The sequence below is a fragment of the Chromobacterium sp. Rain0013 genome (assembly GCF_015291765.1).
Lineage (GTDB): Bacteria > Pseudomonadota > Gammaproteobacteria > Burkholderiales > Chromobacteriaceae > Chromobacterium > Chromobacterium haemolyticum.
In genome coordinates, this window is sequence record NZ_CP031514.1 from 1,246,713 (window position 1) to 1,272,286 (window position 25,574).

Annotated in this window: 24 protein-coding genes; 14 read left to right on the forward strand and 10 right to left on the reverse strand. The window is 62.5% G+C overall.

Annotation, left to right across the window (positions count from 1 at the left end):
• Positions 1-77 precede the first annotated feature (77 nt).
• From DXT74_RS05900 to msbA, 4 genes are read left to right on the forward strand one after another with little or no spacing between them, the layout of a single operon-like run.
• Entirely contained in the window at positions 78-1,052 is a 975-nt protein-coding gene (locus DXT74_RS05900; RefSeq protein ID WP_194427523.1) for a glycosyltransferase family 9 protein, read from the forward strand.
• A complete protein-coding gene (locus tag DXT74_RS05905) occupies positions 1,045-2,367 on the forward strand; it encodes an O-antigen ligase (RefSeq protein WP_194427524.1) in 1,323 nt (440 codons plus the stop codon). The genes DXT74_RS05900 and DXT74_RS05905 overlap by 8 nt, the downstream gene beginning before the upstream one ends.
• Positions 2,360-3,463, forward strand: coding sequence for a glycosyltransferase family 4 protein (locus tag DXT74_RS05910; protein ID WP_194427525.1), 1,104 nt, complete (start codon positions 2,360-2,362; stop codon positions 3,461-3,463). Before DXT74_RS05905 ends, DXT74_RS05910 begins: the two co-directional genes overlap by 8 nt.
• A gap of 52 nt (positions 3,464-3,515) precedes the next feature.
• The gene (gene msbA, locus DXT74_RS05915; protein WP_194427526.1) at positions 3,516-5,276 is read left to right on the forward strand and encodes a lipid A export permease/ATP-binding protein MsbA; all 1,761 of its coding nucleotides are present in this window, start codon (positions 3,516-3,518) and stop codon (positions 5,274-5,276) included.
• 69 nt (positions 5,277-5,345) lie between these two features.
• Here the strand turns inward: msbA and DXT74_RS05920 are convergent, their stop codons facing one another.
• The 8 genes from DXT74_RS05920 to DXT74_RS05955 form a co-directional block, all read right to left on the reverse strand.
• A complete protein-coding gene (locus DXT74_RS05920; protein WP_231138282.1) occupies positions 5,346-5,729 on the reverse strand; it encodes a FimV family protein in 384 nt (127 codons plus the stop codon).
• Positions 5,730-5,926: 197 nt separating this feature from the next.
• Complete coding sequence (gene aroB, locus DXT74_RS05925; RefSeq protein WP_043635120.1) at positions 5,927-7,006, reverse strand: 3-dehydroquinate synthase; 1,080 nt, start codon at positions 7,004-7,006, stop codon at positions 5,927-5,929.
• Between the two features lie 2 nt (positions 7,007-7,008).
• The gene (aroK, locus tag DXT74_RS05930; protein ID WP_043635119.1) at positions 7,009-7,569 is read right to left on the reverse strand and encodes a shikimate kinase AroK; all 561 of its coding nucleotides are present in this window, start codon (positions 7,567-7,569) and stop codon (positions 7,009-7,011) included.
• Between the two features lie 70 nt (positions 7,570-7,639).
• Positions 7,640-9,763: a type IV pilus secretin PilQ gene (gene pilQ, locus DXT74_RS05935; RefSeq protein WP_194427527.1), complete on the reverse strand. Its 2,124-nt coding sequence runs from the start codon at positions 9,761-9,763 to the stop codon at positions 7,640-7,642.
• On the reverse strand, positions 9,760-10,278 hold the full coding sequence (locus tag DXT74_RS05940) for a pilus assembly protein PilP (RefSeq protein ID WP_194427528.1): 519 nt from the start codon (positions 10,276-10,278) through the stop codon (positions 9,760-9,762). Before DXT74_RS05940 ends, pilQ begins: the two co-directional genes overlap by 4 nt.
• 12 nt (positions 10,279-10,290) lie before the next feature.
• The gene (locus DXT74_RS05945; protein ID WP_043635113.1) at positions 10,291-10,905 is read right to left on the reverse strand and encodes a type 4a pilus biogenesis protein PilO; all 615 of its coding nucleotides are present in this window, start codon (positions 10,903-10,905) and stop codon (positions 10,291-10,293) included.
• Positions 10,902-11,492 carry a PilN domain-containing protein gene (locus DXT74_RS05950; protein WP_043635110.1) on the reverse strand — a complete coding sequence of 197 codons (591 nt, stop codon included), beginning with the start codon at positions 11,490-11,492 and terminating at the stop codon, positions 10,902-10,904. Before DXT74_RS05950 ends, DXT74_RS05945 begins: the two co-directional genes overlap by 4 nt.
• The gene (locus DXT74_RS05955) at positions 11,492-12,529 is read right to left on the reverse strand and encodes a pilus assembly protein PilM (RefSeq protein WP_231138283.1); all 1,038 of its coding nucleotides are present in this window, start codon (positions 12,527-12,529) and stop codon (positions 11,492-11,494) included. The genes DXT74_RS05950 and DXT74_RS05955 overlap by 1 nt, the downstream gene beginning before the upstream one ends.
• Before the next feature lie 292 nt (positions 12,530-12,821).
• Between DXT74_RS05955 and DXT74_RS05960 the strand changes: the two genes are divergently transcribed.
• Entirely contained in the window at positions 12,822-15,083 is a 2,262-nt protein-coding gene (locus tag DXT74_RS05960; protein WP_231138284.1) for a penicillin-binding protein 1A, read from the forward strand.
• Between the two features lie 64 nt (positions 15,084-15,147).
• Here the strand turns inward: DXT74_RS05960 and gdhA are convergent, their stop codons facing one another.
• Positions 15,148-16,488, reverse strand: a complete 1,341-nt coding sequence (gene gdhA, locus DXT74_RS05965) for an NADP-specific glutamate dehydrogenase (protein WP_194427530.1) — start codon at positions 16,486-16,488, stop codon at positions 15,148-15,150.
• 397 nt (positions 16,489-16,885) lie between these two features.
• On the opposite strand from gdhA, the gene DXT74_RS05970 reads away from it, so the two are divergent.
• The 9 genes from DXT74_RS05970 (at position 16,886) to DXT74_RS06010 (ending at position 24,535) form a co-directional block, all read left to right on the forward strand.
• Complete coding sequence (locus DXT74_RS05970) at positions 16,886-17,242, forward strand: NADH-quinone oxidoreductase subunit A (RefSeq protein WP_019103334.1); 357 nt, start codon at positions 16,886-16,888, stop codon at positions 17,240-17,242.
• Positions 17,243-17,813: 571 nt separating this feature from the next.
• Complete coding sequence (locus tag DXT74_RS05975; protein WP_304489247.1) at positions 17,814-18,305, forward strand: cytochrome c; 492 nt, start codon at positions 17,814-17,816, stop codon at positions 18,303-18,305.
• A 32-nt stretch (positions 18,306-18,337) separates the two neighbouring features.
• Complete coding sequence (locus tag DXT74_RS05980) at positions 18,338-19,765, forward strand: cbb3-type cytochrome c oxidase subunit I (protein WP_196783832.1); 1,428 nt, start codon at positions 18,338-18,340, stop codon at positions 19,763-19,765.
• A gap of 40 nt (positions 19,766-19,805) precedes the next feature.
• Positions 19,806-20,381, forward strand: coding sequence for a cytochrome c oxidase subunit 3 (locus DXT74_RS05985; protein WP_194427531.1), 576 nt, complete (start codon positions 19,806-19,808; stop codon positions 20,379-20,381).
• A 65-nt stretch (positions 20,382-20,446) separates the two neighbouring features.
• Positions 20,447-20,701, forward strand: a complete 255-nt coding sequence (locus tag DXT74_RS05990; protein WP_194427532.1) for a cytochrome C oxidase subunit IV family protein — start codon at positions 20,447-20,449, stop codon at positions 20,699-20,701.
• Between the two features lie 10 nt (positions 20,702-20,711).
• A complete protein-coding gene (locus DXT74_RS05995; RefSeq protein ID WP_194427533.1) occupies positions 20,712-21,515 on the forward strand; it encodes a CbbQ/NirQ/NorQ/GpvN family protein in 804 nt (267 codons plus the stop codon).
• A gap of 5 nt (positions 21,516-21,520) precedes the next feature.
• Positions 21,521-23,350: a nitric oxide reductase activation protein NorD gene (locus DXT74_RS06000; RefSeq protein ID WP_194427534.1), complete on the forward strand. Its 1,830-nt coding sequence runs from the start codon at positions 21,521-21,523 to the stop codon at positions 23,348-23,350.
• Positions 23,351-23,506: 156 nt separating this feature from the next.
• Entirely contained in the window at positions 23,507-23,707 is a 201-nt protein-coding gene (locus DXT74_RS06005; RefSeq protein ID WP_043635063.1) for a DUF3079 domain-containing protein, read from the forward strand.
• A 138-nt stretch (positions 23,708-23,845) separates the two neighbouring features.
• Positions 23,846-24,535, forward strand: a complete 690-nt coding sequence (locus tag DXT74_RS06010) for a Crp/Fnr family transcriptional regulator (RefSeq protein WP_043635054.1) — start codon at positions 23,846-23,848, stop codon at positions 24,533-24,535.
• 111 nt (positions 24,536-24,646) lie between these two features.
• Here the strand turns inward: DXT74_RS06010 and DXT74_RS06015 are convergent, their stop codons facing one another.
• A complete protein-coding gene (locus DXT74_RS06015) occupies positions 24,647-25,027 on the reverse strand; it encodes a hypothetical protein (RefSeq protein WP_194427535.1) in 381 nt (126 codons plus the stop codon).
• Between the last annotated feature and the right edge of the window lie 547 nt (positions 25,028-25,574).

Below are 25,574 nucleotides of genomic sequence, written 5' to 3' on the forward strand. Positions count from 1 at the left end.
GGCTGCGCCGCAAACCGGACCCTGAGCGAACGCGCCGGGTATTGATCCTGCATCAGTTTCTGCTGGGCGACGCCTTGATGGCGACCAGCCTGTTGGCCAAAGCGCGTGAGCGCTTCCCCAAGGCGGAGATTGTGCTGGCCTGCCCGCCGGGACAAGCGCCGCTGTATGGAACGCGACCCTATGGGATTCGACCGTTGCCGTGGCAGCCGCGCGATTTTACTTCGATCCGGCGTTTGTTCGCCGAAGAGCGTTTCGACATCGTCTACCTGATGGGCGAAAACCGGCTGAGTTTTCTGGCGCGCGCGATTGGAGCCCGCTGGATAGTGGGCTTTGCAGGGGAAGCGCCGTTTTACAAGAATTGGCTGCTGGACGAGGCGGTGCCGTACGCCGGGGAGCCTGAAGCCTGGACCGATACCGCCGCGCACTTGATCGACGGACCCGAACCCAGGCCGTTTCGTTTACAGGATTGGCCGACATCGGCAGAGAGCCTGCCGTCCTTGCCAGCCCGTTTCGTCGTGCTGCATGTTGGCGCGAGTTCGGCAACCCGCTTCTGGCCGGCATCCAGTTGGAACCGGGTCGCCGCGGCTGTCCGGGCTTGCCGGTGCGTGGTAGTGTGGTCATGCGGGCCAGGGGAACAGCATTTGCTGTCGGCCATAGAAGTGGGGCCGGATGACCTTGTTATGGCAGGCACGCTGAGCCTGGCGCAATTGCGTGATGTTTTGGGTCGTGCCAAAGCCTGCGTATGCCCGGACACTGGCATTGCGCATCTGGCCAAAGTGGCGGGCACGCCCTTACTGATGCTGTTTGGACCGGGCAGCGAAACCTTGTTTGGCGCGAGCCGGTTTTTCGCCGGCTTTACCTGTGTTGGCGTCGGCCCTGCATGGTTTCCTTGCCGCAATCAGCGCAGCGTGCATTATCGCGACGTGGATTGGGCTCTGCGTTGTTTTAGAAAATTTGGAAATCAGGCCGGCGAATGCCGCCAGGCGCAGTGTATGGCTGCGATACCTGTCGGGCAAGTGGCCAAGACTTTGGAAAAACTTCTGCATGAATAATCATCTGGGTTGTGAGCCGCGCTGGCATGGCCGCTTGGCCATCGGTCTGTCCTTGGCGTTTTTGACCTTGGCGAATGTGTCCCACACGATTGCGTTGCGCTATGTGATTTTGCTGGTGATGCTGATCCTGGTGGCGAAAAACCATGCCGAACTCAAAAGCTGTTGGCGCGAGCAGCGAGGGCCTGTTGTTGCCATAGGCGCGTTTTTGCTATTCGCGTTGTTTCATACCCTATTGCTTTCAATGTGGCCGGAAGCCTCCGCCAGCGAATTCCGCAGCCAGCTATTGATCGGCGGCTTGTGGTTTGTGGCTGGCCTGGCTTTGTTCCACACGCCTCGGCGCTGGACGATTTCGGACTTGGTCATCGTCGCCGGCTGCGTATTGGCCTTGGCCGAGTTTACCCGTGGCGCTTATGTCTATCTGACTAAGGGCTTGTGGCCATTCAATGAGGTGTTCACCACAGCCACCAAGCTGGAGTTCACCTTCTTCATGAATTTTGTGCTGGCCTTCATTGTGGCCGCGTTTTGTTTTGGGAAACGCGGGGCCCAGCCGCTCACATTCTTTCCTCGCTGGGCGCTGTGCTTGGCCGCGGCTTTGATTCTGTTTGTCAGCCTCAAAGCGGGCGCGCGCAACGGCATGATTGGTATCATTTATCTGATGCTGTCCATGCTGCTGGTTTATTCAGTGTTTGAAGGCGTGAAAATTGGGTGGGGCAAAACCCTGCTTATTGCCAGCCTGGTCTTGGCTGCCTTGGGAAGCCTTGCCGCATATGCGATCAAGCAAGACAGTCGAAATCAAATATTTTTTGAGTCGGCGACCGCGGGTTGGCATTATGCAGACACCAAAGCTTGGCTGCGTGTAGCGCCGCTACCCAAGTTGTCCAATGGTATGATTGTGGATGGCTCGGCTTATGAGCGAGTAGCCTGGATTCATAGCGGTCTTGACCTCATTGCGGCCAAACCGATCGGCTATGGCTATAGCCGCAATGCCTTCACTAATGCGTTAACGGCGACGGGTCATCCCAATCAGGTTGGTCACAGTCACAGCGGTTTCATCGATCTGGGCGTGGGCTTGGGCGTGGTGGGTATCGCGCTATGGCTGGCGTTTTGCGGCGTGCTGATCTGGACCGGGTATCGGGCTTTCCGTCTTCGGCGCGATACGCTGGGGCTGGTGTTGATGCTGGTGACTTGCGGTTTTCTTGGGCGCATGTTGCTGGAAAGCGTGAACAAGGATCATATGCTGCATATCTTCCTGTTCACCGCCGCCGCCTTGTTGGCGGAGCTGAGACAGCGTGAGAAAGACGCCGCGCATGCGTGATTGGGTGCTGTTCACCGAGTCCTCGCCCAATGTTGGCGGGCAGGAACTGCAACTGATGCAGCAGATGCGCCTGCTGAGGGAGCGCGGCTTTCGCTCGGTGCTGGCCTGCCGACCGCAGACGCGGGTGATGGAGGTCGCGCGTCAACGTGGGTTGGAGGTGTTGCCGCTGCGTTTTCGCAACAGCCTGCATATGCCTTCGATCTTGGCCTTGAGCGCTTGGATGCGCCGTCATTGTCCGCGGCTGGCCATCTGCCATAGCGGCCACGACAGTAATAATCTGGCTATCGCCGCCCGGCTGATGGGGCGCCGCAGGCCTTTCCTGCTTCGCTCGCGCACTTATCAACCCGGCCAGGCTTCGGCTTGGAGCTATAACCAGCTGATGGACGCAACCATGTTGCCCAGCGCTTATCTCAAGCGTTGTTTGCTGGAGAATCCGGCGATCCTTCCCGAAAAGCTGCACGTGGTCTATCCCGGCATCGATTTCAACGTTTTGGATCAAGCGGCCTCGTTGCCTTTGCCGGCAGAGCTGGAGCAGTGGCTGTCCCGTTCTTCCGGTCCTTTGCTGGTGCAAGCGGCGATGCTGCGCGGGGAAAAAGGGCATAGGACGGTGTTGGCCGCCTTGGATTTGCTGCGTGACAAGTGGCCGGACGCGCGTTATTTGATTGCGGGAGAAGGGCCAGAGCAGCAGGCGATCACGGAGCTGGCGCGCAGCTTGGGTTTGCAGGATAGGGTGTTGCTCGCCGGCGTGGTAAGTCCGGTGGCCGCCCTGCTGGCACGCGCCGATCTGGTGTTGATGCCGTCCAGCTACGAGCCCTTGGGCATGTCTCAGATCGAGGCGCTGGGCCTGGGCGTGCCGGTGATCGCCAGCGACACCGGAGGCATTCCCGAGACCATGAGCCATGGCGAGACCGGCATGTTGGCGCCGCCGGGAGACGCCCCCGCCTGGGCCTCTGCGATTGATCTGGCGCTGAGCCAGCCGGCAATGATGAAAATTTGGGCCCAAGCCGGACGCGCCGATGTGCGTTCGCGCTTTGCGCCGGAACAAAACCTGCGGCGCATCCTGGAACTCAGCGGCATGAGCGCGCCGGGGATGTGATGCTTTGACTGATCACCGCCCCGTGGGTGCGGGTGTCGAACGATAGGAACGAATGAAGAATTCTTTGCAAAGCAATTGGGCGATTTATCGCCGTTTGCTGGGGTATTTGAGCCGCTACTGGAAGGTCTTTCTGATCTCGCTGGTGTCGATGACGGTGGCGGCCTTGACCGAGCCGGCGTTTGCCCGCTTGATGAAGCCCTTGATCGACAACGGTTTCGTCAACCGTGATCCGCATGCGATCACCTGGGTGCCCTTGGCCATCATCGGGGTGTTCGCGGTGCGTGGCGTTACCAGCTTCATCAATGAATACACTTCCAGCTGGTTGACCGGGCACCTGGTGCAGACGCTGCGCGAACAGATGTTCGCCAAGATGCTGCGTCTGCCGGTGCAGTACTATGCCGACAATCAGTCGGGCAGACTGGTGTCGAGGATCTCCTACGACGTCAATCAGGTGACCGAGGCCGGCTTCAGCGTGATTACGGTTACGGTCAAGGACGGGGTCACCGCGATCAGCCTGCTGGCTTGGTTGTTGTATATCGATTGGCAGCTGACTCTGATCTGTCTGCTAGTGTTGCCGGTGGTGTCTTTCTGCATGCGGATAGTAGGCAAACGGCTGCGCAATCTATCGCGCGAGAATCAGCAGAATATGGCTTTATTGACCCAGGTATTGGGCGAGGGCATCAACTGCCAGCGCGTGATCAAGGTCTATGGCGGCGAAGCGCGCGAGAGCGAACGTTTTCACCTAGCGGCGGCGGCGATCCGCCGTAACGCGGTCAAGCAGAGCGCGGCAACGTCCGCGAACACCGGCGTTACTCAGCTGATGATCGCTTGCGCCTTGGCCGCCATCCTGTATTTCGCCACGCTGCGCGCCCAGGGCGGCGCTTTCACCGCCGGCGATTTCATGTCCTTTTTGACTGCGATGATGTTGCTGTTCGCGCCGGTCAAGCGCATCACCGGCATTGCCCAGGCCATGCAGCGCGGCTTGGCTGCGGCGGAGTCGGTCTTCGATTTTCTCGACTTGCCGGAAGAGCCCGATCACGGCCGCACCGCATTGCCGCGCACCCGCGGCAAGTTGCAGCTGTCGGGAGTGAGCTTCGGCTATCCGGCGGCGGAGCGGCAGGTGCTGAGGAACATTAATCTGCAGGCTCAGCCCGGCGAGACCATTGCCTTGGTGGGTTCGTCCGGCAGCGGCAAAACCACTTTGGTCAGCCTGATACCGCGATTTTACGATCCGGACGGCGGCGAGATTCGTTTGGACGATGTGCGCTTGCAGGACATGCCCTTGAGCGATCTGCGTCGGCACATCGCCATGGTGAGCCAGGACGTGGTGCTGTTCAACGACAGCGTGGCGGCCAATATCGCTTACGGCGAAGCGTCGCACAGTCGCGAAGCGGTGGTGGAGGCGGCGCGCGCGGCCAATGCGCTGGAGTTCATCGAGGCGATGCCGGACGGTTTTGACACCCTGATCGGTGAAAACGGCGTGCGTCTGTCCGGCGGGCAGCGCCAGCGTTTGGCGATTGCCCGCGCCTTGTTGAAAAACGCCCCCTTGTTGATTCTGGACGAGGCGACCTCGGCCCTGGATACTCAATCCGAGAGATTGGTGCAGAGCGCTCTGGAAAATCTGATGAAGAATCGCACAACCATCGTGATCGCCCATCGTTTGTCCACGATAGAAAACGCCGATCGCATTGTGGTGATGCATCACGGGGAGATTGTCGAAGAAGGCTCGCACGCGCAGTTGCTCGCGCGAGGGGGGCTCTACGCCAAGCTGCATAGCCTGCAGTTCAAGGATGAGGATGCTGCCGCTGGCTGAGCGTTTACGGTGGTGAAAGCAAATCGGCCAAGGCGGATGCCTTGGCCGATTTGTTATGTGGACTGTGATTCAGAGCTTGGCTTCAAACAGTGGGTCTTGCGGCGCTAAGCGGCGGCCGTTTTCCTGAATGGTGTGCCAAACCGGCTGGCCTTGCACTTGCGACTGAACATCGCGCGCCAGCAGGCAATAGGCTTCGCGATTGCATTCGCTGGAATAGGCCCGCAACAACGTGACTTTGGCCGGCAGATCGTCCGGATTGTCGCGCAGCGAATCTTTCAGCACCCGAACCGCATCGCGGGTACGGCCGTAGGCGAGGAAAACTTCCGCCTCGCCCACCGGATCGATGCCGCGCTGGCACGGCTTGGTGTAACGTATTTTCTTCCAAAAGAATTGCAGGGCGTAATATCCCGCCATCAGTCCAAAACTGGCGGCAAACGCGCTCAACGCTACCATGTGGCTTCTCCCCTTCCGCTTTGCAACGACTTGGCCTCGCCGGCGGCTCCCCGATATTGTGCGCTCTGGCTTCAAGCTTTGCGCGGGGCTGTCCTGCCGGCCTTCTCCATCTCCGGTAGATTCATTATTCTGATGAAGCGGCGCAAGCGGCAATCCGTAGAAATCCTTACCGGATCTGTACCGATGCCGTTTGAGCATTAACTATTTCTGTCCAGTATTTTCTCGAGTATTGCAGAAGGCAGGCCGGCCTGAATAGTGGCGCGTCCCAGTTGTTGCAATAGCACAAATCGGATGGTGCCCGCTTCCACCTTCTTGTCGTGGCTCATCAACTCCAGCCAGCGCGCCAGCGGCATTCGCGGGCTTTTGACCGGGAGGCCGGCGGCGGCCACCAGGCCGCGCACGCGTTCGACGTCCGAGGAGGATAGCCAGCCCAGTTCGGCGGAGGCGGCGGCAGCCAGCACCATGCCGGCGCCGATGGCTTCGCCATGCAGCCAGGCGCCGTAGCCCAGGCCGGCTTCGATGGCGTGGCCAAAGGTGTGGCCCAGGTTGAGCAGGGCGCGCACGCCTTGCTCCTTTTCATCCTGGCCGACGATGTCGGCTTTCATCTCGCAGCTGCGCTTGACCGCATGCTGCAGCGCATCGGGGTCGCGCGCGCGCAGGCGCGGCATGTTTTCCTCCAGCCAGCCTAGGAAGACTGCGTCGCCAAGCAGGCCGTACTTGATCACCTCGGCGAGGCCAGCGGACAACTCGCGCTCCGGCAGCGTGTCCAGCAGCGACATGTCGGCGATCACCGCTTTGGGCTGGTAGAACGCGCCTATCATGTTCTTGCCCTGCGGATGATTGATCGCGGTCTTGCCGCCGACAGAGGAGTCGACTTGCGCCAGCAGAGTGGTGGGAATCTGGATGAAGGGCGCGCCGCGTTGATAGCAGGCGGCGGCGAAGCCGGTCATGTCGCCGACGACGCCGCCGCCCAGCGCGATCAAGGTGGTCTTGCGCTCGGCGTTGCGCGACAGCAACGCGTCGAAGATCAGGTTCAGCGTGCTCCAGTCCTTGTGCTGCTCGCCATCCGGAAGCACAACGCTGAAGGAGTCGATCCGGTGGCGGGCCAGCGCTTGTTGCAGCCTGGCGAGATACAGCGGCGCCACGGTCTCGTTGCTGACGATGGCGACCTTGGGCAAGGGCAGGTGGGGAAGCAGCAACTCGACCTGTTCCAGCAAGTCCCGGCCAATGTGAATCGGGTAACGGGTGTCGGGCAGGATCAGGTCGAGGGTAATCACAATCAGCTTCCTTGTTCGGGGCGGTGTTTGGGGGGGAGGCCGGAGAGCTGCTCCATCAGGCGGGCAACCAACAGGCTGACATTCTGCTGCGTGGTGTCGACGACGATGTCGGCAACTTCGCGGTATAAGGGGTCGCGTTCCTGAAACAGGCTTTCCAGCTTGCCCCTGGGGTCGGCGATCTGCAGCAATGGACGGTTTTTGTCGTGCAGGGTGCGGGCCAGCAAATCGTCTATGGTGGCGCGCAGATAGATCACGGTGCCGTGAGCGGCCAGGCAGGCGCGGTTTTGCGGACGGATGATGGCGCCTCCGCCCGTGGCCAGAACGATGTTGTCCAGGCGGGCGAGGTCGGCGATGACCGAGGTTTCCCGGTCTCGGAAGCGCAGCTCGCCTTCGATGTCGAAGATGGTCGCGACGCGCACGCCGGTCCTGGCCTCGATCTCGTGGTCAGAGTCGTAAAAGGTTTTGTCGGTGCGCCGCGCCAAAGCTCGGCCAACCGTGGTCTTGCCCGCGCCCATCAAGCCGACCAGAAAAAAATTGCCTGCCGGTTTCTCCATGGCAGGCATTGTAGCCGAGCTTGGCCGCTCTGTCTTTCGGCGTTGCAGCAGCGCCTGGGGCGCTGCCGCGGCCGGGGTTTTACTGATTATTGCCGCTTAGGTCCTCTACCACGCGCGGTGTGATGAAGACCAGCAATTCAGTGCGGTTGTCGTACTTCTGCGAACTGCGGAACAGGGCGCCAAGGAAGGGAATATCGCCGAGCAGCGGCACTTTGTTGACGATGTCGCTGATCTGCTGCTGGTAAATGCCGCCGATGACCACCGTGCCGCCGTTCTCCACCAGCACCTGAGTGTTGACCTTCTTGGTGTCCAGCGCCGGTGTGCCGCCCACGGTCAGCGTTGGGCTGACGCTATCCTTGTTGACCTTGATGTCCAGCATCACGTGGTTGTCCGGCGTGATTTGCGGCTTGACGTTCAGGCTGAGCACCGCTTTTTTGAACGAGGTGGAGGTCGCGCCGCTGGACGAGGCCTCCTGATAGGGGATCTCCGTGCCTTGCTCAATGGTGGCTTCCTGCCGGTCCGCGGTCATGATGCGCGGACTGGAAATCACCCGTCCCTTGTTCTCGGTTTGCAGCGCCTGTAATTCCAGGCCGATGATGGCGGACTTGCCCACGCTATAGAGCGCAGTCAGCGAGCCCGCAGGATTGGTGATTGGCAGATTGACGCCGGGAGCAATGACATAGGGTGTTTGCGCGGCACTGCCCACGATGCCCAGGCGGCCATTGGCGTTGGTGATGGCGTTGCCGAGCCCGCCGCCGGAAATAATGCCGGTGCTGCCTACGCGGTCGAAGGACAGTTTGACGCCCAGATTGCGGCTCCAGTTGTCGGTGGCCTCGACGATGCGCGCCTCAATCAGTACCTGTTTCACCGGCACATCGGTCTTGCCTATGATGTCGCGAATCTTGTCTATGGTGCTGCCGGTGTCGTTGATGATCAGCGTATTGGTTTTGGGATCGATCAGCGCGCTGCCGCGCTCGGTTAGGATGCTTTCCTTCTTGCCGGTGGTGTTCGTGCCGTCCAGCACCTTTTTGAAATCCTCCGCCGAGCGGTAGCGCAGCACGAAGGTTTCCGAGCGCACCGGTTCCAGTGTGGCCAGTTGCTGCCTGGCTTCCTGTACCTGTTTGTCGCGCGCCAGCAACTCCTCGCGCGGCGCGATCTGAATGATGTTGCCGGCGCGGCGCTGGTCCAGGCCCTTGGTTTGCAGGATCAGGTCCAGCGCCTGATCCCAGGGCACGTCTTTCAGCCGCAGTGTGATATTGCCGCTGACCGAGTCGCTGGTGACGATGTTGAGGCCGGTGAATTCAGCGATCACCTGCAAGACGGTACGCACTTCGATGTTCTGGAAGTTCAGGGACAGCTTGTCGCCCTTGTACTGCGGCTTCTGGTTGCTGTCGGCGTTGGCCGCGGACTCCAGCGCCGGCCGGCGGATTTCGACGACCAACTGGCCGTCGGTCTGGTAGGAGGAGAAGTCCCAGTCGCCTTGCGGCTGAATCTGGATGCGGCTGTTGCCGCCCTGATTGCGGGCGTCGATCTTGGACACCGGGGTGCCGAAGTCTGACACATCCAGGCGTCGCTGGTTCTGCCTCTCCAGTTGAGTGCCCAGTACGTCCACTAGCAATTGTTTGCCTTCGCGGCGGATATCGACCGGGGTATTGGCGGACGGCAGCTTGATCTCCACCCGGCCTTCGCCGTTCTTGCCGCGGCGGAAGTCCAGCGCCAGCGGCTGAGCGCTGGCGATCTGGGCCTGACTTGGGTGCGCGGCGGTTTGCGGGGTTGCCGCGGGGCGCTCCACCGGCGTGGCGGCTTGCGCGGCGTTGCCCAGATTGGGATTCAGCGTGACCCGCAGCGTGTTGCCGGCCACGCTGCTGCTGTACAGCGCATTGCGGCTCAGGCTCAGCACCAGCCGGGAGCGGCCGTTGGCTTCCACCGCCACCGCCGATTTAACCAGCGGGCCGCCGAAGTCTTGCTGCGGCTTGGCCATCTTGACGCTGGCGCCCGCGAAGTCGAAGGCGATGCGCGGAGGGTTGGCGATGGCGAAGCTGTTGGGCTGGACGGCGGGGCCGTCAAAGCTGACTTGCAGCACCTGTTGGTCGCCGTCGCCGTTGGCCAGCTGGATCGCGGTGATCGCCGGGCCGGCGTCGGCGCAACTGAACAGCAGGGACAGGCCCAGCCCGGACAACAGTTTGATGGAGTGCTTGCTCATTTGTTTTGCCCTTGTTCGTCCAGGTACATGCTGGTGTTGCGCTGCACCCATTCTCCGTTCAAATCTTCCACGGTTTCAGTCAACTGGATGTCCGTGTCGCCGACTTTCTTGATCTGGCCGAAATTGGGCCCGACGAAATTACCGGCCTGAACGCGGTAAATCGCGCCTTCCGGCGTGCGTACCAGGCCGTAGTTGGCGCCGCCGCGGCGGATGACGCCAACAATCTTCAACTTGTCCAGATCGTAGTTTTCCAGCGCTTCGCGCGGCCGCTTCATGTCCGGCGCGTTTGCCAGGTTCTGGTTCTTGGCCGCGGCGAGTTTCTGCGTGTTGAAGGGGTCTAGCAGGTCAAAGGCCTGATAGGCGAACGGCCGGTAGGGCTGAGCCTGAGGCAAAGGCTCGATCTGGCCGCGCAGGCCCTGGGTGTTGGTTTGCATCCACTGGCGCAGATCGTCGGTATCGCTGCTGCCGCAGGCGGCGAGCAGCAAGGGCAGTAAGCAAGCGAGAGTTCTTGTCATGGGGTTTGCGGCTCACTTGTTGGCGGGGGCCGGCTGTATGGCCCGCTCCTCGGGCTCCAGCGCTCGGAAGGTCTTGGCGGTGGCGTCCATGGTCAGGCGTGCGCCCTTGGCGTCCGGCGTCAGGCTGATATCGGCGATGGTGACGATGCGGGACAGCTGTGCCACATCGCTGACGAAGGCGGCCAAGTCGTTATAACTGCCGGTCAGGCGAATGGTGATCGGCACTTCCGCCATCTCGGCCGTCTTGATTTCCGGATTGGGCCGGAACAGCTCGAACTGTAGCCCGCGGCCGATACCGGCTTGGTTGATCTCGGTCAACAGCGTGTCCATGTTGGATTTGGTCGGCAGTTGCTTGAGCAGGGCGCCGAAGGAGGCGTCGATCTCCTTCAATTGCTGTTGCAGCGCATCCAGGTTGACCGCTTGGCGTTTCTTGTCGACGTATGTCTGTTTGAGCTGTTCTTCCTGCTGCTTGGCGCCGTTGAGGCGGTCCAGCTCATCGCTGAGCACAAAGAAATAACCAAGGCCCACGAAGCAGGCGACCAGCAGCGCCAGCGCGATGACCTGGCCCTGCAGCGGCCAATTGGTGATGTCCTTGGGGTCTAGCGTGCGCAATTCGTCCAGCGTCATGGTTTGGCTCCGTGGGCGGCGGCGGGCTGGCCGGTTTTGGGCGGGGCGGCTTCGCGCAGGCTGCAGTTCAGGGTGAATTCGTTGGCGCGTTGGCCATTGACGCTAGAGGCTTTGACTTCCACCAGTACCGGCGCGTCAAAAACACTGGATTGCGCCAGGCTGCGCATATAGTTGGAAACCCGGGCGCCAGACAGCGCATAGCCGGACAGCGTGAACTGGTTGCCGGTCTGCTTGAAGCTTTTCAGGTAGACGCCATCCGGGGTTTGGCGGACGAGTTGGTCAAAAACATGCACGCCCTCGTTGCGGCCCTGTTCCAGCCGCTCCACCAACTGCTTGCGCGACAGCAGATCGTCGCGTTGTTTTTTCAAGGTGCCGATATTCTTGATCTGGCTGTCCAGCTTGGAGATTTCGCCTTGCAGGAAATCGTTGCGCTGTTGTTGATGGGACAGGCGGCCGCCGATGATCAGATAGCTGAGCACCACCAAGGCCAGCGAGGCCACCAGCGTAAGTCCCAGCATTACTTGGAAGCGCAGCCGATGCGCCGCTTTTTTCTGTTCGCGGTGCGGGAGGAGGTTGATGCGAATCATCAGTCGAACCTCCGCATGGCCAAGCCACAGGCCACCAGCAGCGCCGGCGCGTCCATCAGCAGTTCCTTCAGACGGATATGGCTGGATTGCACCATGGTGCTGAACGGGTTGGCGATCATGGTGCTGATCTGGGTACGGCCGGCCACCGCGTCGTCCAGGCCCGGCAGCATGCTGCAGCCGCCGGCCAACAGGATGTAGTCGACGCGCAGGTATTGCGACACGCTGACCGTGGTGTAGAAGAACTGCAGCGCGCGCTGTATCTCCTGCGCCAGCGAGTCGACGAAAGGATGCATCAGTTCGGACTCATAGCCGTCCGGCAGGCTCATCCCGCGTTTGCCGCTTTCCGCTTCTTCGTAGCTGATGCCGTAGCGGCGCTGGATGTCGCGCGTCAATTGCTGGCCGCCAAATACCTGCTCGCGGTAATAAACTTGCTGGTTGTTGCGGATGACGTTGCAGTGGATGCGGGTGGCGCCGATGTCGAACAGGGCGAAGGTCTGGTTCATGCCCTGTTCCGGCAACTGCTGCTCGACTTGTTCAAAGGCCGTCATCATGGCGAAGGACTCGACGTCCACCACCTGAGCGCGCAGGCCAGCCATCTCCACCACCGCCACGCGCTCTTCCACTTTTTCCTTGCGGGCGGCGCAAAGCAGCACTTCCAGATCGTCTATGCTGGACGGCGCCGGCCCCAGCACCTGATGGTCCAGGTTCACCTCTTCCAGCGGGAAGGGAATGCTTTGATTGGCTTCGGATTCGATCAATTCCGCCAAGTTGTCGGTCTGGCTGACCGGCACCAGCAGCTTCTTATAAATCGCCATCGACGTGGGAATGGCGATGGCGACATGGCGGGTGGGGCTGCCCAGCCGCTTCCAGGCGCGGCGCAGGGTTTCCGCTATGCCTTCGATGTCCACCAGATTGCCGTCGCTGATGGCGTCTTTGGGCAAGATTTCAATCACATAGCGCTCAACCTGGCAATTTTTACCCGAGCGGGATAGCTCCACCAATTTGATGGCGGTGCTGCTGATATCCAGTCCCAGCATTGGAACATTTTTAGCCTTCCCCAATCCAAGTTGTTCTAGCCAGGGAGGGGCGGATTTGAGTTTGTCGATAAGCATCAGGTGCCTCGATTGGTCCTATGCGACAGTTTTTTGGCCTGTCGCTGCCATTGTTTGTCTTGCCTGCTTTCACAAGACGTTATAATCCGGTTTCCAGTGAAAGCCCATTGTAAATATGCTAAGACGAATCCTCGCAATACTTGCAGGTCTGTTTCTAGGTGGAGCCGTATTGGTTGCTGGCGCAGGCGCCATTGCAATCATCATAACCTACCCGCGCTTGCCGAGTCTTGATGTACTGACGGACTATCGTCCGAAAATTCCCCTTCGCGTATATTCCGCCGACAATCAACTGATAGGCGAATTCGGCGAAGAGCGTCGTTCCTTCTCCCGAATCCACGAAGTGCCGCAGTTAATGAAGCAGGCGGTGATGGCGGCAGAGGACGAGCGTTTCTACCAGCACAGCGGCGTTGATTACGTTGGCGTGGTGCGCGCGGCAGTTGGCAATCTGGTGTCCGGACACGCCCGTTCCGGCGCCAGCACCATCACCATGCAGGTGGCAAAGAACTTCTTTCTGTCCAGCGAGAAAACCTTTACCCGCAAGTTCAACGAAGCGCTGCTGGCCTTCAAGATCGAACACACGCTGACCAAGGATCAGATCCTGGAGCTGTACTTCAACCAGATCTATCTGGGGCAGCGCGCCTACGGCTTCTCCGCCGCGGCGCAGGCCTATTACGGCAAGCCGCTGGCGGACTTGTCCGTGGCGGAAATGGCGATGCTGGCCGGCCTGCCCAAGGCGCCGTCCGCCTACAACCCCATCGTCAACCCGGACCGCGCCCGTCTGCGCCAGCAATACGTGCTGCGCCGGATGCGCGAGCTCAACTTCATCACTCAGGAGCAATACGACGCCGCCTTGGCGGAGCCGATGAAGCTGGCCAGCCAGAGCGCGGACAGCAGCAGCCAGCCGGCGCAGTATGTGGCGGAAATGGTGCGCCAGGCGATGTATGAGCGCTATCGCGAATCGGCGTACACCGAAGGCTTCAAGGTTTACACCACGCTGGACAGCCGCCACCAGAAATGGGCGTACGACGCCTTGCGCGCCGGCCTGGTGGATTACGACCGCAAAATGGGCTACCGCGGCCCAGAGAGCACAGTGGAACTGTCCGGCGCCGAAGGCGAGCAGCAGACCGAGGCGCTGGACGACGCCATTAGCGAACTGCGCGACAGCGGCGACATGCTGCCGGCCATCGTCTTGTCCGCCAGCCCGGCGGAAGTGCGCGCCTATATGCGCGGCGGCAAGGTGGCGGTGATCAAGGGCAACGGCCTGGACTTCGCCCGCCGCGCCCTGGGCGGCAAGGTCAGCGCCGCGCAGCAGATCCGCCGCGGTTCGGTAATCCGCATCCGCGCGCATGAAAAAGGCTATTGGGAAATCGTGCAGATGCCGGAAGTGGAGGGCGCCTTCGTGTCCATGGACACCCGCACCGGCGCGATCCGCTCGCTGGTGGGCGGTTTCGATTTCAACCGCCGCAGCTTCAACCATGTGACCCAGGCCTGGCGCCAGCCCGGCTCCACCTTCAAGCCCTTTATCTACTCCGCCGGCATCGAACGCGGCCTGACGCCGTCTACGATGATCAACGACGCGCCGCTGTCGGTGGTGGGCGCGGACGGTCAGCGCTGGGAGCCCAAGAACGACAACGGCAAATTCGCCGGCATGATCACCATGCGCAGCGGCCTGACCCAGTCCAAAAACCTGGTGTCCGTGCGGGTGCTGATGGCCACCGGCACCGATTACGCCCAGCAATACATCCAGCGTTTCGGCTTCGCCGCCAAGCAGCATCCGGCCTACCTGACCATGGCGCTGGGCGCCGGCGCGGTGACGCCGCTGCAAATGGTGGAGGGCTACTCGGTGTTCGCCAATGGCGGCTACCGCAGCAAGGGCTATTTCATCGACCGCATCGAAGACCAGTCCGGCCGCGTGCTGGCCAAGACCGTGCCCACTGTCGCAGGCCAGAACGCGCCGCAGGCCATAGACCCGCGCAACGCCTTCATCATGACCTCCATGCTCAAGGACGTGGTGCGCTACGGCACCGGCTACCGCGCGATGAGCCTGGGGCGCACCGATCTGGCCGGCAAAACCGGCACCACCTCGGATTGGAAGGACGCCTGGTTCGTTGGCTACAACCCCAATCTGGTGGCCGCCGCCTGGGTGGGCTTTGATCAGCCGCGCTCGTTAGGCCGCTACGGTTACGGCGGCACCGCGGCGCTGCCGGTGTGGATCAATTACATGGCCAATGCGCTCAAGGGGCAGCCGGAAGTGGACATGCCGGTACCGGCAGGCATTGTGGTCAAGGCGGGCGCCGGCCAGCGCGGTGGTGACGAGTACTACTATGAAGAGTTCCAGAAGACCAATCCGGAACTGAAGGTGGACAACCACGGCGCAGTGCCGGGCGCGGGCGGCGACGCCAGCGGCGGCGCCAGCGAGACGCAGGACAAGCCTGCCGCGCAGGATGCGGTGGAGAACGTCAAGGACCAGTTGTTCTAGAAACGTGCTCCATTCAATGTGCACAGCCCCGCCTCCCGGCGGGGCTTTTGCATGGGCGGCTAGCTCAGATCACGCCTTGCGCCAGCATCGCCGCCGCCACCTTGCCGAAGGCCGCCACATTGGCGCCGCGTGCGTAGTCTACAGCGCCGTCCGGCTGGCCGCCGTGCCGCACGCAGGCCTCGTGAATCTCCTCCATGATACGGCGTAGCCTGGCGTCCACCTCCTGCGCGCTCCAGGGCAAATGGGTGGCGTTCTGGCTCATTTCCAGGCCGGACACCGCCACGCCGCCGGCGTTGGAGGCCTTGCCGGGGGCGTACAGCGCGCCGGCCCGCTGAAAGCGCTGCGCCGCTTGGGCGGAGCAGGGCATATTGGCCCCTTCCGCCACGCAGAAGCAGCCACTGGCCAACAAGGCTTCCGCATCGTCGGCGTCCAGCTCGTTTTGCGTGGCGCAGGGCAGCGCGATATCGCAGCGCAAGCGCCATGGGCGCTGTCCAAGGAGAAAGTCCAGGCCGTGGTTGGCGGCGAAAGAGGCCAGCCGGCCGCGGCGTTGGTGCTTGTGTTCGACCAATGCCGCCAGCAAGTCCGGGCTAAGGCCATCCGGCAGGCTGAGCGTGCCTTCCGAATCCGACAGGCTGATTACCCGGACGCCCAGCGCCAGCAGCTTTTCCGCCGCGTACAGCGCGACGTTGCCTGAACCGGACAAGGCGGCACGCTGGCCGGCCAGCGTCTGTCCGCGCGTGGCCAGCATGCGCTCGACGAAATACGCCAGGCCGTAGCCGGTGGCCTCCGGCCGCATCAGGCTGCCGCCGTAGCTGGGCCCTTTGCCGGTGAACACGCCTGAAAACTGATTGCTCAAGCGCTTGTGTTGGCCGAACAGATAGCCGATCTCGCGCGCGCCTACGCCAATGTCGCCGGCCGGCACATCGGTTTCCGCGCCGATATGGCGGAACAGCTCGCTGGCGAAGGCTTGGCAGAAGCGCATCACCTCGCCCTCGCTCTTGCCCTTGGGGTCGAAGTCCGCGCCGCCTTTGGCGCCGCCCAGAGGCAGGCCGGTCAAGGCGTTCTTGAAGGTTTGTTCGAAAGCCAGGAATTTCAGCGTGCCCAGCGTCACCGAGGGATGAAAGCGCAGGCCGCCCTTGTACGGCCCCAGCGCGCTGTTCATCTGCACCCGGTAGCCGCGATTGACCTGGACATGGCCGTGATCGTCCACCCAGGACACGCGGAACAGGATGACGCGCTCCGGCTCCAGCAGCCGCTCCAGCAAGCCGTGGTCGAAGAAGTGCGGATGGCTACCCAGGAAGTCGTCCAGGCCGTGCAGCACTTCCGCCGCGGCCTGGTGGAATTCGATTTGTTCCGGGTCGCGCAGGCGAACCCGGTCCAATAAAGTTTGCAGAGCATGATGCATGGACAAGACCTTTGGTGTGGCGGGCCGAGCGGATGAGCCGGCCCTGTGTTGTCATGGGTCGTGTAAAGAGCGGTCCGCAGCGCCGGAGCTTGATATGAGTTGTGAGCGAGGAGTCCGGCGAAGCGGCGGTATGTCTGCCTGGCCGCGGGTGGCGGGCAAGCTTGCCGCGGAGCGGCGGGGGCGAGCGGGTCCGATCGGACGCGGGGCCGTGAGCCGCGTCGCTCGGGGTGGCCGGATGACGCGGGAATCCCCAGTGTAACCGATATCCCCGCTGCTCTCCCCCCGGCCTGGTCGTCATGACGGGCCGCTTCCCATCGGTATATTTTCCTTGGGGTGCAAACTTGGCGCTTGGGGGCGGTCTATCTCTCTTTGCAAACTATCCGGAGGAGTCGGCCCCATGCTGCAGAATTACTTTCCCATCCTGTTATTCATCGTTGTCGGACTGCTGGTGGGAGTGGTGCCGCTGCTGATGGGCAAGCTGTTGGGGCCCAACCGGCCGGATCCGGAAAAACTATCGCCGTATGAATGCGGCTTCGAGGCCTTCGAAGACGCGCGCATGCGTTTCGATGTCCGCTACTACCTGGTGGCCATCTTGTTCATTCTGTTCGATCTGGAAGTCGCCTTCATGATTCCCTGGGCGGTGACGCTGAAGGAACTGGGCGGTTTTGGCTTGGGCGCGATGGCGGTGTTCCTGGGCGTGTTGGTCGTCGGCTTCATCTATGAATGGAAGAAGGGCGCCCTGCAGTGGGACTGAGGATAGGCTGAGCCAGCGCTCTCGCACCCGCGCCCGCATTGCCGGCGCGGGTTTGTTTTTGGGGACGCGCCTCAGGATAAGACGCGCCGGCCGGCGCGATGTAGTTCAGGCGGGCGTTAAAAACGCTTTCAGAATGCTCATGTACCACCTATACGTTCCGCTTCTTCAACCGTTTTCGTCTTGTTTCACCTTAGCTCGCGAGATCGTAAACACGTTCTTAGGGCCAAGGCCCAGTCCTGCGCGCGGATCGCCGTTTCACAGGCGGTGAATGCGTGCCGCAAGCGCGGTGTTGCTCAACAAGGATGTCGATGGCGCTCATGACCTGTACTCGTGGGATGGGGGGCGCAGTATGGCCGCGGCGGCGGCGGAATGACCCGAATCAAGAAATTCCAAACCATGGCTCAGTCCCGGCGCAGCGCTCGCCGGGTGGAAAGGGCGGGGCGGCGGCGTCCAGACCGGTGAAGGGAAATGGGGCGGATCATGACGCCCTCCTTGCGGTTGGCGGTGGCGGATGGCGCCGTGTAGGCCGCCGGACTGCTGGAAATCGTTGATTCGAATCAATGCTCCCGGAATGCCCGAATCCGTACAGTTCGGCCCGAGTACCGCGCCGGCGGTGCAAGCATTCGAGGAGGACATGATGAGCTCGAGCTTCACCAAATCGACCGCCCGCAATATTTTTTACGGCGGCTCGGTTTTCTTTTTTCTGTTGTTTCTGGGGCTGACCCTGGACACCACCCTGGCCTTGCCCAGCCATAACGCCAAGGCTCAACTCACCGGGCAGGCGGTGCGCGGCAAGAAAATCTGGGAGACGCGCAGTTGCGGTGGCTGCCACACCCTGCTGGGCGAAGGCGCCTACTTTGGGCCGGAGCTGGGCAACGTCTACGTGCGCCGCGGCCCGGAATTCATCAAGGGCTGGATGCAGGCGATGCCGACCAACGCGCCGGGCCGCCGCCAGATGCCGCAGTTCCATCTGAACCCGGCCGAGCTGGACGACCTGGTGGCCTTCCTGAAATACGCGTCGCAGATCAACACCAATAACTGGCCGCCCAATATCGAGGGCTGATCCCGTCCCATCCCTTTCCCTTGGAGAACACAATGAGCAACGCTACCGTGGCCACGCCGCCGCGCGGCGCGGCCGCCGCCGTCGCGCAGGTGCGCTACCGCTCGCAGGCCGTGGCCAAACCCTATTTCATCGCCGCCATCGGCCTGTTTATCGGACAGATCGTGTTTGGCCTGATCATCGGCCTGCAATACGTGATCGGCGATTTTCTGTTTCCCGCCGTGCCTTTCGGCACCGCCCGCATGGTGCATACCAACCTGCTGATCGTCTGGCTGCTGTTCGGCTTCATGGGTGCCGGCTACTACCTGATCCCGGAGGAGAGCGAGCGCGAACTGCACAGCCCGCGGCTGGCCATCATCACCTTCTGGGTGTTCCTGGTGGCCGGCGCGTTGACCATACTCGGCTACCTGGGCCTGCCTTACCATGAGCTGGCCCGGCTCACCGGCAACGACCTGCTGCCCACCATGGGCCGCGGTTATCTGGAACAGCCGCTGATCACCAAAGTGGGCATCGTGTTGGTGGCGCTGTCCTTCCTCTACAACCTGTCCATGACCCTGCTGGCAGGCCGCAAGACCAGCATCAGCATCGTGATGATGCTGGGCCTGTGGGGCCTGGCCGTGTTCTTCCTGTTCTCCTTTGTTAACCCCGACAACCTGGTGCTGGACAAGTACTACTGGTGGTGGGTGGTGCACCTGTGGGTGGAAGGCGTGTGGGAACTGATCATGGGCGCGATGCTGGCCTTCGTTCTGGTCAAGGTGACCGGGGTGGACCGCGAGGTGATCGAAAAATGGCTGTACCTGATCATCGCCATGACGCTGATCACCGGCATCATCGGCACCGGCCACCATTACTTCTGGATTGGCGTGCCGGCTTACTGGCAACTGTGGGGTTCCATCTTCTCCGCGCTGGAGCCGGTGCCCTTCTTCATGATGACCCTGTTCGCCTTCAATATGGTCAAACGCCGCCGCCGCGAACATCCCAACCAGGCCGCTACGCTGTGGGCATTGGGCACCGGGGTGATGTCCTTCCTCGGCGCCGGGGTGTGGGGCTTCATCGGCACGCTGTCGGTGGTCAATTACTACACCCACGGCACCCAGGTGACCGCCTCCCACGGCCACATGGCTTTCTATGGCGCTTACGTGATGGTGGTGCTGACCATGATCTCCTACACCATGCCGCTGCTGCGCGGCCGCGAGGCCAATTGCGCGCAGGCGCAGAAAGTGGAAAAAACCGCGTTCTGGGTGATGACCCTGTCCATCGTGGCCATCACCCTGTGCCTGACCGCCGCCGGCGCGGTCCAGGTGTGGTTGCAGCGGATGTCCGCCACGCCGCTGTCCTTCATGGAGACGCAGGAAAGGATCATGCCCATCTACTGGGGGCGCTGGGTGTTTGGCATCAGCTTCTTCTGCGGGCTGATGTTGTACCTGATCAGCTTCTTTGTGACCGGCAAGCGCGAGGATTGATGGTGGCGCAAGCAAGGATGGCGGCAAGGGAGGCCATGGTATGGAACTGAGCGCGCCGCCAGAGCGCCGCGTGCCGGGCGATCTGGCGATGTGGTGTTTCATCCTGGCCGAGCTGGCGGTATTCGGTGTGTTCTTCCTGGCCTATGCCTGGGCACGCCGGCAACAGCCGGCCTTGTTCGCAGCGGGGCAGAGCGAGCTGGAGCTGGGCCTGCCCACGCTCAATACCCTGCTGTTGCTGGCCGGCAGCGCCGCCATGCTGGCCGCGCTCAGCGCCTTTTCCGCTGGGAGGCAATGCGCCGGGCGGCGCTGGCTGGCGCAGACCTTGCTGGCCGGCGGCGGCTTTCTCGGCTTGAAAGGCTATGAGCTGGTGGGCAAAGCCTTGCAGGGCATCACCTTGTCCAGCAACGATTTCTGGATGTTCTACCTGTCGTTGACGGTGTTTCATTTCCTGCATGTGGTATTGGGCATGGTGATTGTGGCGGCGGTGTGGCGGCTGGCACGCAACGGCCGTTACGCGCCGGAGTCCATGGACGAGGTGGAAACCGCCGCCGCCTATTGGCATATGGTGGATCTGGTGTGGTTGTTGCTGTTTGCTCTGGTCTACGTGGCGAGATAAAGCGGCCGCGCAAAGCCTTATTTCGCATCAAGGCGGCTGCCGCGCCGCATCGGCATCATGCCCTCATGACTTATCCCACCCCTTTTACGCAAACCGGCCTGTGGCTGCTCTTGTCCGGGCTGACCCTGCTGGCGGCCTGGCTGGCCGAAGGCGGCCGGTTGCCGCATCTGGCGCTGATCGCGCTGGGCCTGGCCTGGCTCAAGGGTGTGCTGCTGGTGGAACGCTATATGGGCTTGCGCGAGGCGCCGTGCTGGCTGCGCGCGCTGGTGCAGGGCTGGCTGGCGCTGGTGTCGGCCGCGCTGCTGCTCAGCTTTATCTGAAGGAACGCCGATGAACGCGCCTGAACTCCTGACTATTCCTGTTCCCTTCTATCAGCCGCAAGGCGCGGAGTGCGAGCTGTTCGAAGCCGCCTGGCGTCAACAATTGCCGGTGCTGATCAAAGGCCCCACCGGCTGCGGAAAGACCCGCTTCGTCGCCCATATGGCGGCTCGGCTCGGCCTGCCGCTGATCACCGTTTCCTGCCACGACGACCTGAGCGCCGCAGACCTGGTGGGCCGCCACTTGATCGCCGACGGCGCCACCGTGTGGTGCGACGGCCCGCTGACCCGCGCGGTGCGCATAGGCGGCATCTGCTACCTGGACGAAGTGGTGGAAGCGCGCAAGGACACCACCGTGGTGCTGCACCCGCTGACCGACGACCGCCGCATCCTGCCGGTGGAACGCACCGGCGAAGTGCTGCAAGCGCCGCCGGGCTTCATGTTGGTGGTGTCCTACAACCCCGGCTACCAGCATGTGCTGAAAACGCTGAAGCCCAGCACCCGCCAACGCTTCGTCGCCATGACTTTCGATTTTCCGCCGCCGGAAGTGGAAATCGGCGTGCTGATGCTGGAAAGCGGAATCGGCGAAGCGCTGGCGCGCCAGCTGGTGACGCTGGCCGGCCAGCTGCGGCGTTTGTCCGGCTACGACCTGGAAGAAGCCGCCAGCACGCGGTTGCTGGTGTACGCCGCCAAGCTGATCCAGGCCGGCCTGCCGCCTTTGCAAGCCTGCCGCACCGCGCTGGCGGAGCCGCTGAGCGACGACGCCGACACCGTGGCGGCGCTGCTGGCGGTGATCCAGACCCAATTCCCGGACTGAGTGGCATGGAAGACATTGTCGGCGGCTGGTGGGACACACTGGCGCGGCGCGCGGCGCGGCGCGGTTTTCCGGAATGCGCGGTAGAGCTGGCCCAGGTGACGGTGCAAGCGCCGCTGTTCTTCCGCGCCATGGGCGGCGACCCGGCGCTGGCGCTGCGCTCCACCGTGGGCACCGAGCACGGTGCGCGGCGCGGCTGGCTGCAGCGGTTGGCCGGCACCGGGTCCAGGGTGGAGCTGGCCTGGCGAGACAGCCAGGCGCTCTATCTGCCGGAACGCATCGACTACTTTCCCAGCGCGGCTCTCAACCGCGACTGTTACTTCTGGCTGCTGGCCCAAGCCGCTTACGTCGCCGGCAGCGATGGCGACTGGCTGAGCCGCAACCGCCTGGCCGCGTCACGCGCCTTGGCGGACATGCCGGGCCTGGCCGCCGTTTACCGCCGGTTGGCGGCGGCCGCCTTGGAACTGCGGCCGAACCCCGCCAGCCTGCCGCCGGCGGAGGCCGCGGTGGAGCGCGCGATACGGGCGGCGCTGAGCCGGCCGGAACACGCCGTGGCGCTGCCGCCGTTGAGCCGGCCGCCGCAACCGGTGCCGCTGTGGCTGCACCCGGAACCGCCGCTGACGGACGCCGACGGGCAGGCCAGCCCCCACGCCGACTGCGAACGCGGCGGCGGCAAGGACGCCCAGCGCCAGCGCCGCCGCTATCGCGCCCGGCGCATGGAACAGGACCAGCGCAAGAACGGCATGCTGATGGTGTTCCGCGCGGAAAGCCTGTTCACCTGGGACGAATACGTCAAAGTCAACCGCCACAATGACGACGACGATGACGGCAACGGCGAAATCGCCGCCGAAGACATGAACCGGCTGACCCTGGGCCAGGACGCCCACACTCGCGGCAGCCGGCTGCGTTTCGATCTTGACCTGCCGGCCGCCGCCTACGACGACACTCCGCTGGGGCCGGGCATCAAGCTGCCGGAATGGCACTGGAAGCGGCAATGCCTGGTGGAGGACCACTGCCTGCTGCGGCCGATGCTGCCGCGCGACGCCGCGCCGGCCCCGCTGCCGGAGCGTTTGCAGCCGCTGGCGCGCCGGTTGCGGCGGCAATTCCAGTCGTTGGCGCCGGAGCGCTGCCGACGCAGCGGCGAAACCGCCGGGCCGGACATCGACCTGGACCGGCTGATCCGCTTCCTTGCGGAACGGCGCGGCGGCGCGGCGCTTAGCGAACCGGCGCTGTATCAGGACTGGCCGCCGGGCGAGCGCAGCCTGGCCTGCCTGACCCTGGCCGACCTGTCCCTGTCCACCGAAAGCTGGCTGGGCGAAACCGGCCGGGTGATCGACGTGATCCGCGACAGCCTGCTGCTGTTCGCCGAGGCTTTGAGCGTCAGCGGCGACGATTTCGGCCTGTACGGCTTCTCCTCGCTGCGGCGGCAGGAAGTGCGGCTGCAAATCCTGAAAGACTTTGCCGAGCGTTACGACGACGCTGCCCGCGGCCGCATCCTTGCCATCCGGCCCGGCTACTACACCCGCATGGGCGCGGCCATCCGCCAGTGCGCCCGCATCCTGAGCCAGCGGCCGGCGCAGCGGCGTTTGTTGTTGCTGATCTCGGACGGCAAGCCCAACGATCTGGACCACTACGAAGGCCGTTACGGCATAGAAGACACGCGCCAGGCGGTGCTGGAAGCCCGCCGCGCCGGCCTGACGCCGTTCTGCGTCACCATAGACAGCGAGGCGGGCGACTACCTGCCGCATCTGTTCGGCCGCAACGGTTATGCGCTGGTGCGGCAGGCGGAGCGCTTGCCGCAGGCGTTGACCAGGCTGTATGCCAGCCTTACCGCATGAACGCGGCCAACAAAACCCCTGATGCTGCGTCGGCGCGCCTTGCCTCAGGGGTTGTGTTAGCCGCTCTAGCGGGCGGAATGGCCGTTGTTTGATCAGGCTCCAAGTCCGCTTGAGTCATGACTGGCAAGCTGAAAGTCACCCACAACGAAGACCCTCATGGCCAAAAAATTCCCGCTTCACCCCGCCCACCCCGAACGCATCTGCTGGGGTTGTGATCTGTATTGCCCGGCCCACTCCCTGCAATGTGGCAACGGCTCCAGCCGCACGCAACATCCGGCGGAAGTGCTGGGCGATGATTGGTATCTGCACGGCGACTGGGGCCTGGACGATTCGCCTGTCGTGCTCAAAGACGGCTGACAAGACAATTTCCCGTTTCTCCCGCCACGCGGCCGGCTCTAATCACATCGAACTAGGCCGCTGCTGCCAATGGCGCATGGCCGTTGGCGGAGCGCGATTTTATAGTGTAAGCCTCCACCCTTATCGAGCCACACCGTCATGAGCCATTTGGACATCCCATCCTTCCTGCGCCACCAGCCGCTGTTTCAGCAACTCTCCCCGGAGCAGATACAAGCGCTGGTTCCGCACACCCAAGAACTGCGCGGCCTCAAGGGCCAGGTAATCTTCCAGAAGGGCGACCCCTGCGACGGCATGTTCCTGGTGGTGTACGGCCGGGTGAAGCTGGCGCTGTCCTCGGCGCAGGGCAGTGAAAAAGTGATGGAAATCGTCCACCCCGGCCAGAGTTTTGCCGAGGCGGTGATGTTCCTGGGCCGGCCCTGCCCGGTAATGGCCCAGTTTCTGGAAGACGGCATGCTGCTCAAAGTGGAAGCGGCCGGCATCCTGCAAGCGATAGACCACGACCCGGCCTTTGCCCGGCGCTTGCTGGCTGGCCTGTCGCTGCGCCTGCACGGCCTGGTGCGGGACGTGGAGCGCTACTCCATAGAAAGCTCCTTGCAGCGGGTGATTGGCTATCTGCTGCAACACATTCCGGAGGAGGGCGACAGCCTCACGCCGCAGGTATCGCTGCCGGTGAACAAAAGCCTGATCGCCTCCCGTCTCAACCTGACCCCGGAAACCTTCTCGCGCATGCTGCACCAGTTGATCGAAGCGGAGCTGATCCAGGTGGACGGGCGCGACATCACGCTGGTGGATGTGGAGCGGCTGAAGGCCTTCGGCAGCTGCGCTTAGAACGCCCCGGAGCGTAGCGATACCCACCTGCAACAGGTCTGCCCAATAAGCGGCCGGATAGCCGCCTCTTGGCGGTTATCGCCTAAGGCCCCGCCCATATGCTGCCCTGAGTCACAGCAAAGGGTTGAAGTGATCCAAGCCCTGTTTCAAGCGCTGCTCTATCGGCTCCAGCAGGGCCAAGGCTTCTTCGCTGCTGAACAGCAGCGGCTCGTCGCGTCGTTCCAGCAAAGTCAGCAAGGCTAACAGCCCAGTGTGGGCGGCGCGCATATCCATCATCCCGCGCAACAAGGCGGAGTCCAGTTTGACATAGCACTGGTTGATTTGCTGGCCCAACTCGTCCAGCAGCCCCGCATCGCCGGCAGCAGCAGGCAAGCGCTGGGAACATGAATACAACTGCTCCATCAACGGCACAGCGGCGGGTGCGACAGTTTGGCCTGCGCAGTGAGGACAGGCGGGCGGCGGCATGGCGGGGGGAAAAGTAGAGAAGGTCATCACGGTCTCCATGTCATCTTTGGAAACCTGCCCAGGCGAGGCTAGGGCAGGCACATGACAAGGTGGCAAGACCGGCTAGCTTCTTCCAAAGAACCGGCAGTCCAGAGGACTCCCTGCCACGGCCCGCCCCGAATGGGTACGGCGTGGCAACAGACGTAACGGTGCCAAAGCGGACCGTTGTGTCTGCGGGAGAAGCTAGTTTGGGCTTGCCAGCCCTGCGCTGTGTGATTGAGCACGGCGCGGACCCAAGCCTAAACAGGCTGGGAGGGGGCGTCAAGGGTGGGGGGGGAGGCGGGGCAGGTGATGGCTCTTCGGCTGAAGTGAGCCGCTTAGTTATATCCCAGAGCAGATGCCCCCAATTCTGGTGTGCAAAGCTGGAGAGGATATTTGTCATAACTGGTATTGGAGAGCAGATCAGCGCCCCGACAGGGATTGAATTGCTTTGTTAATTTACTGATTCTATTGTTATTTGTTGTTATTGTTTTTAAAAGATACCCCCTTGGATGCCCCCTTGGTCATAATTTTGGTTGATATTAGGTTTCATTAG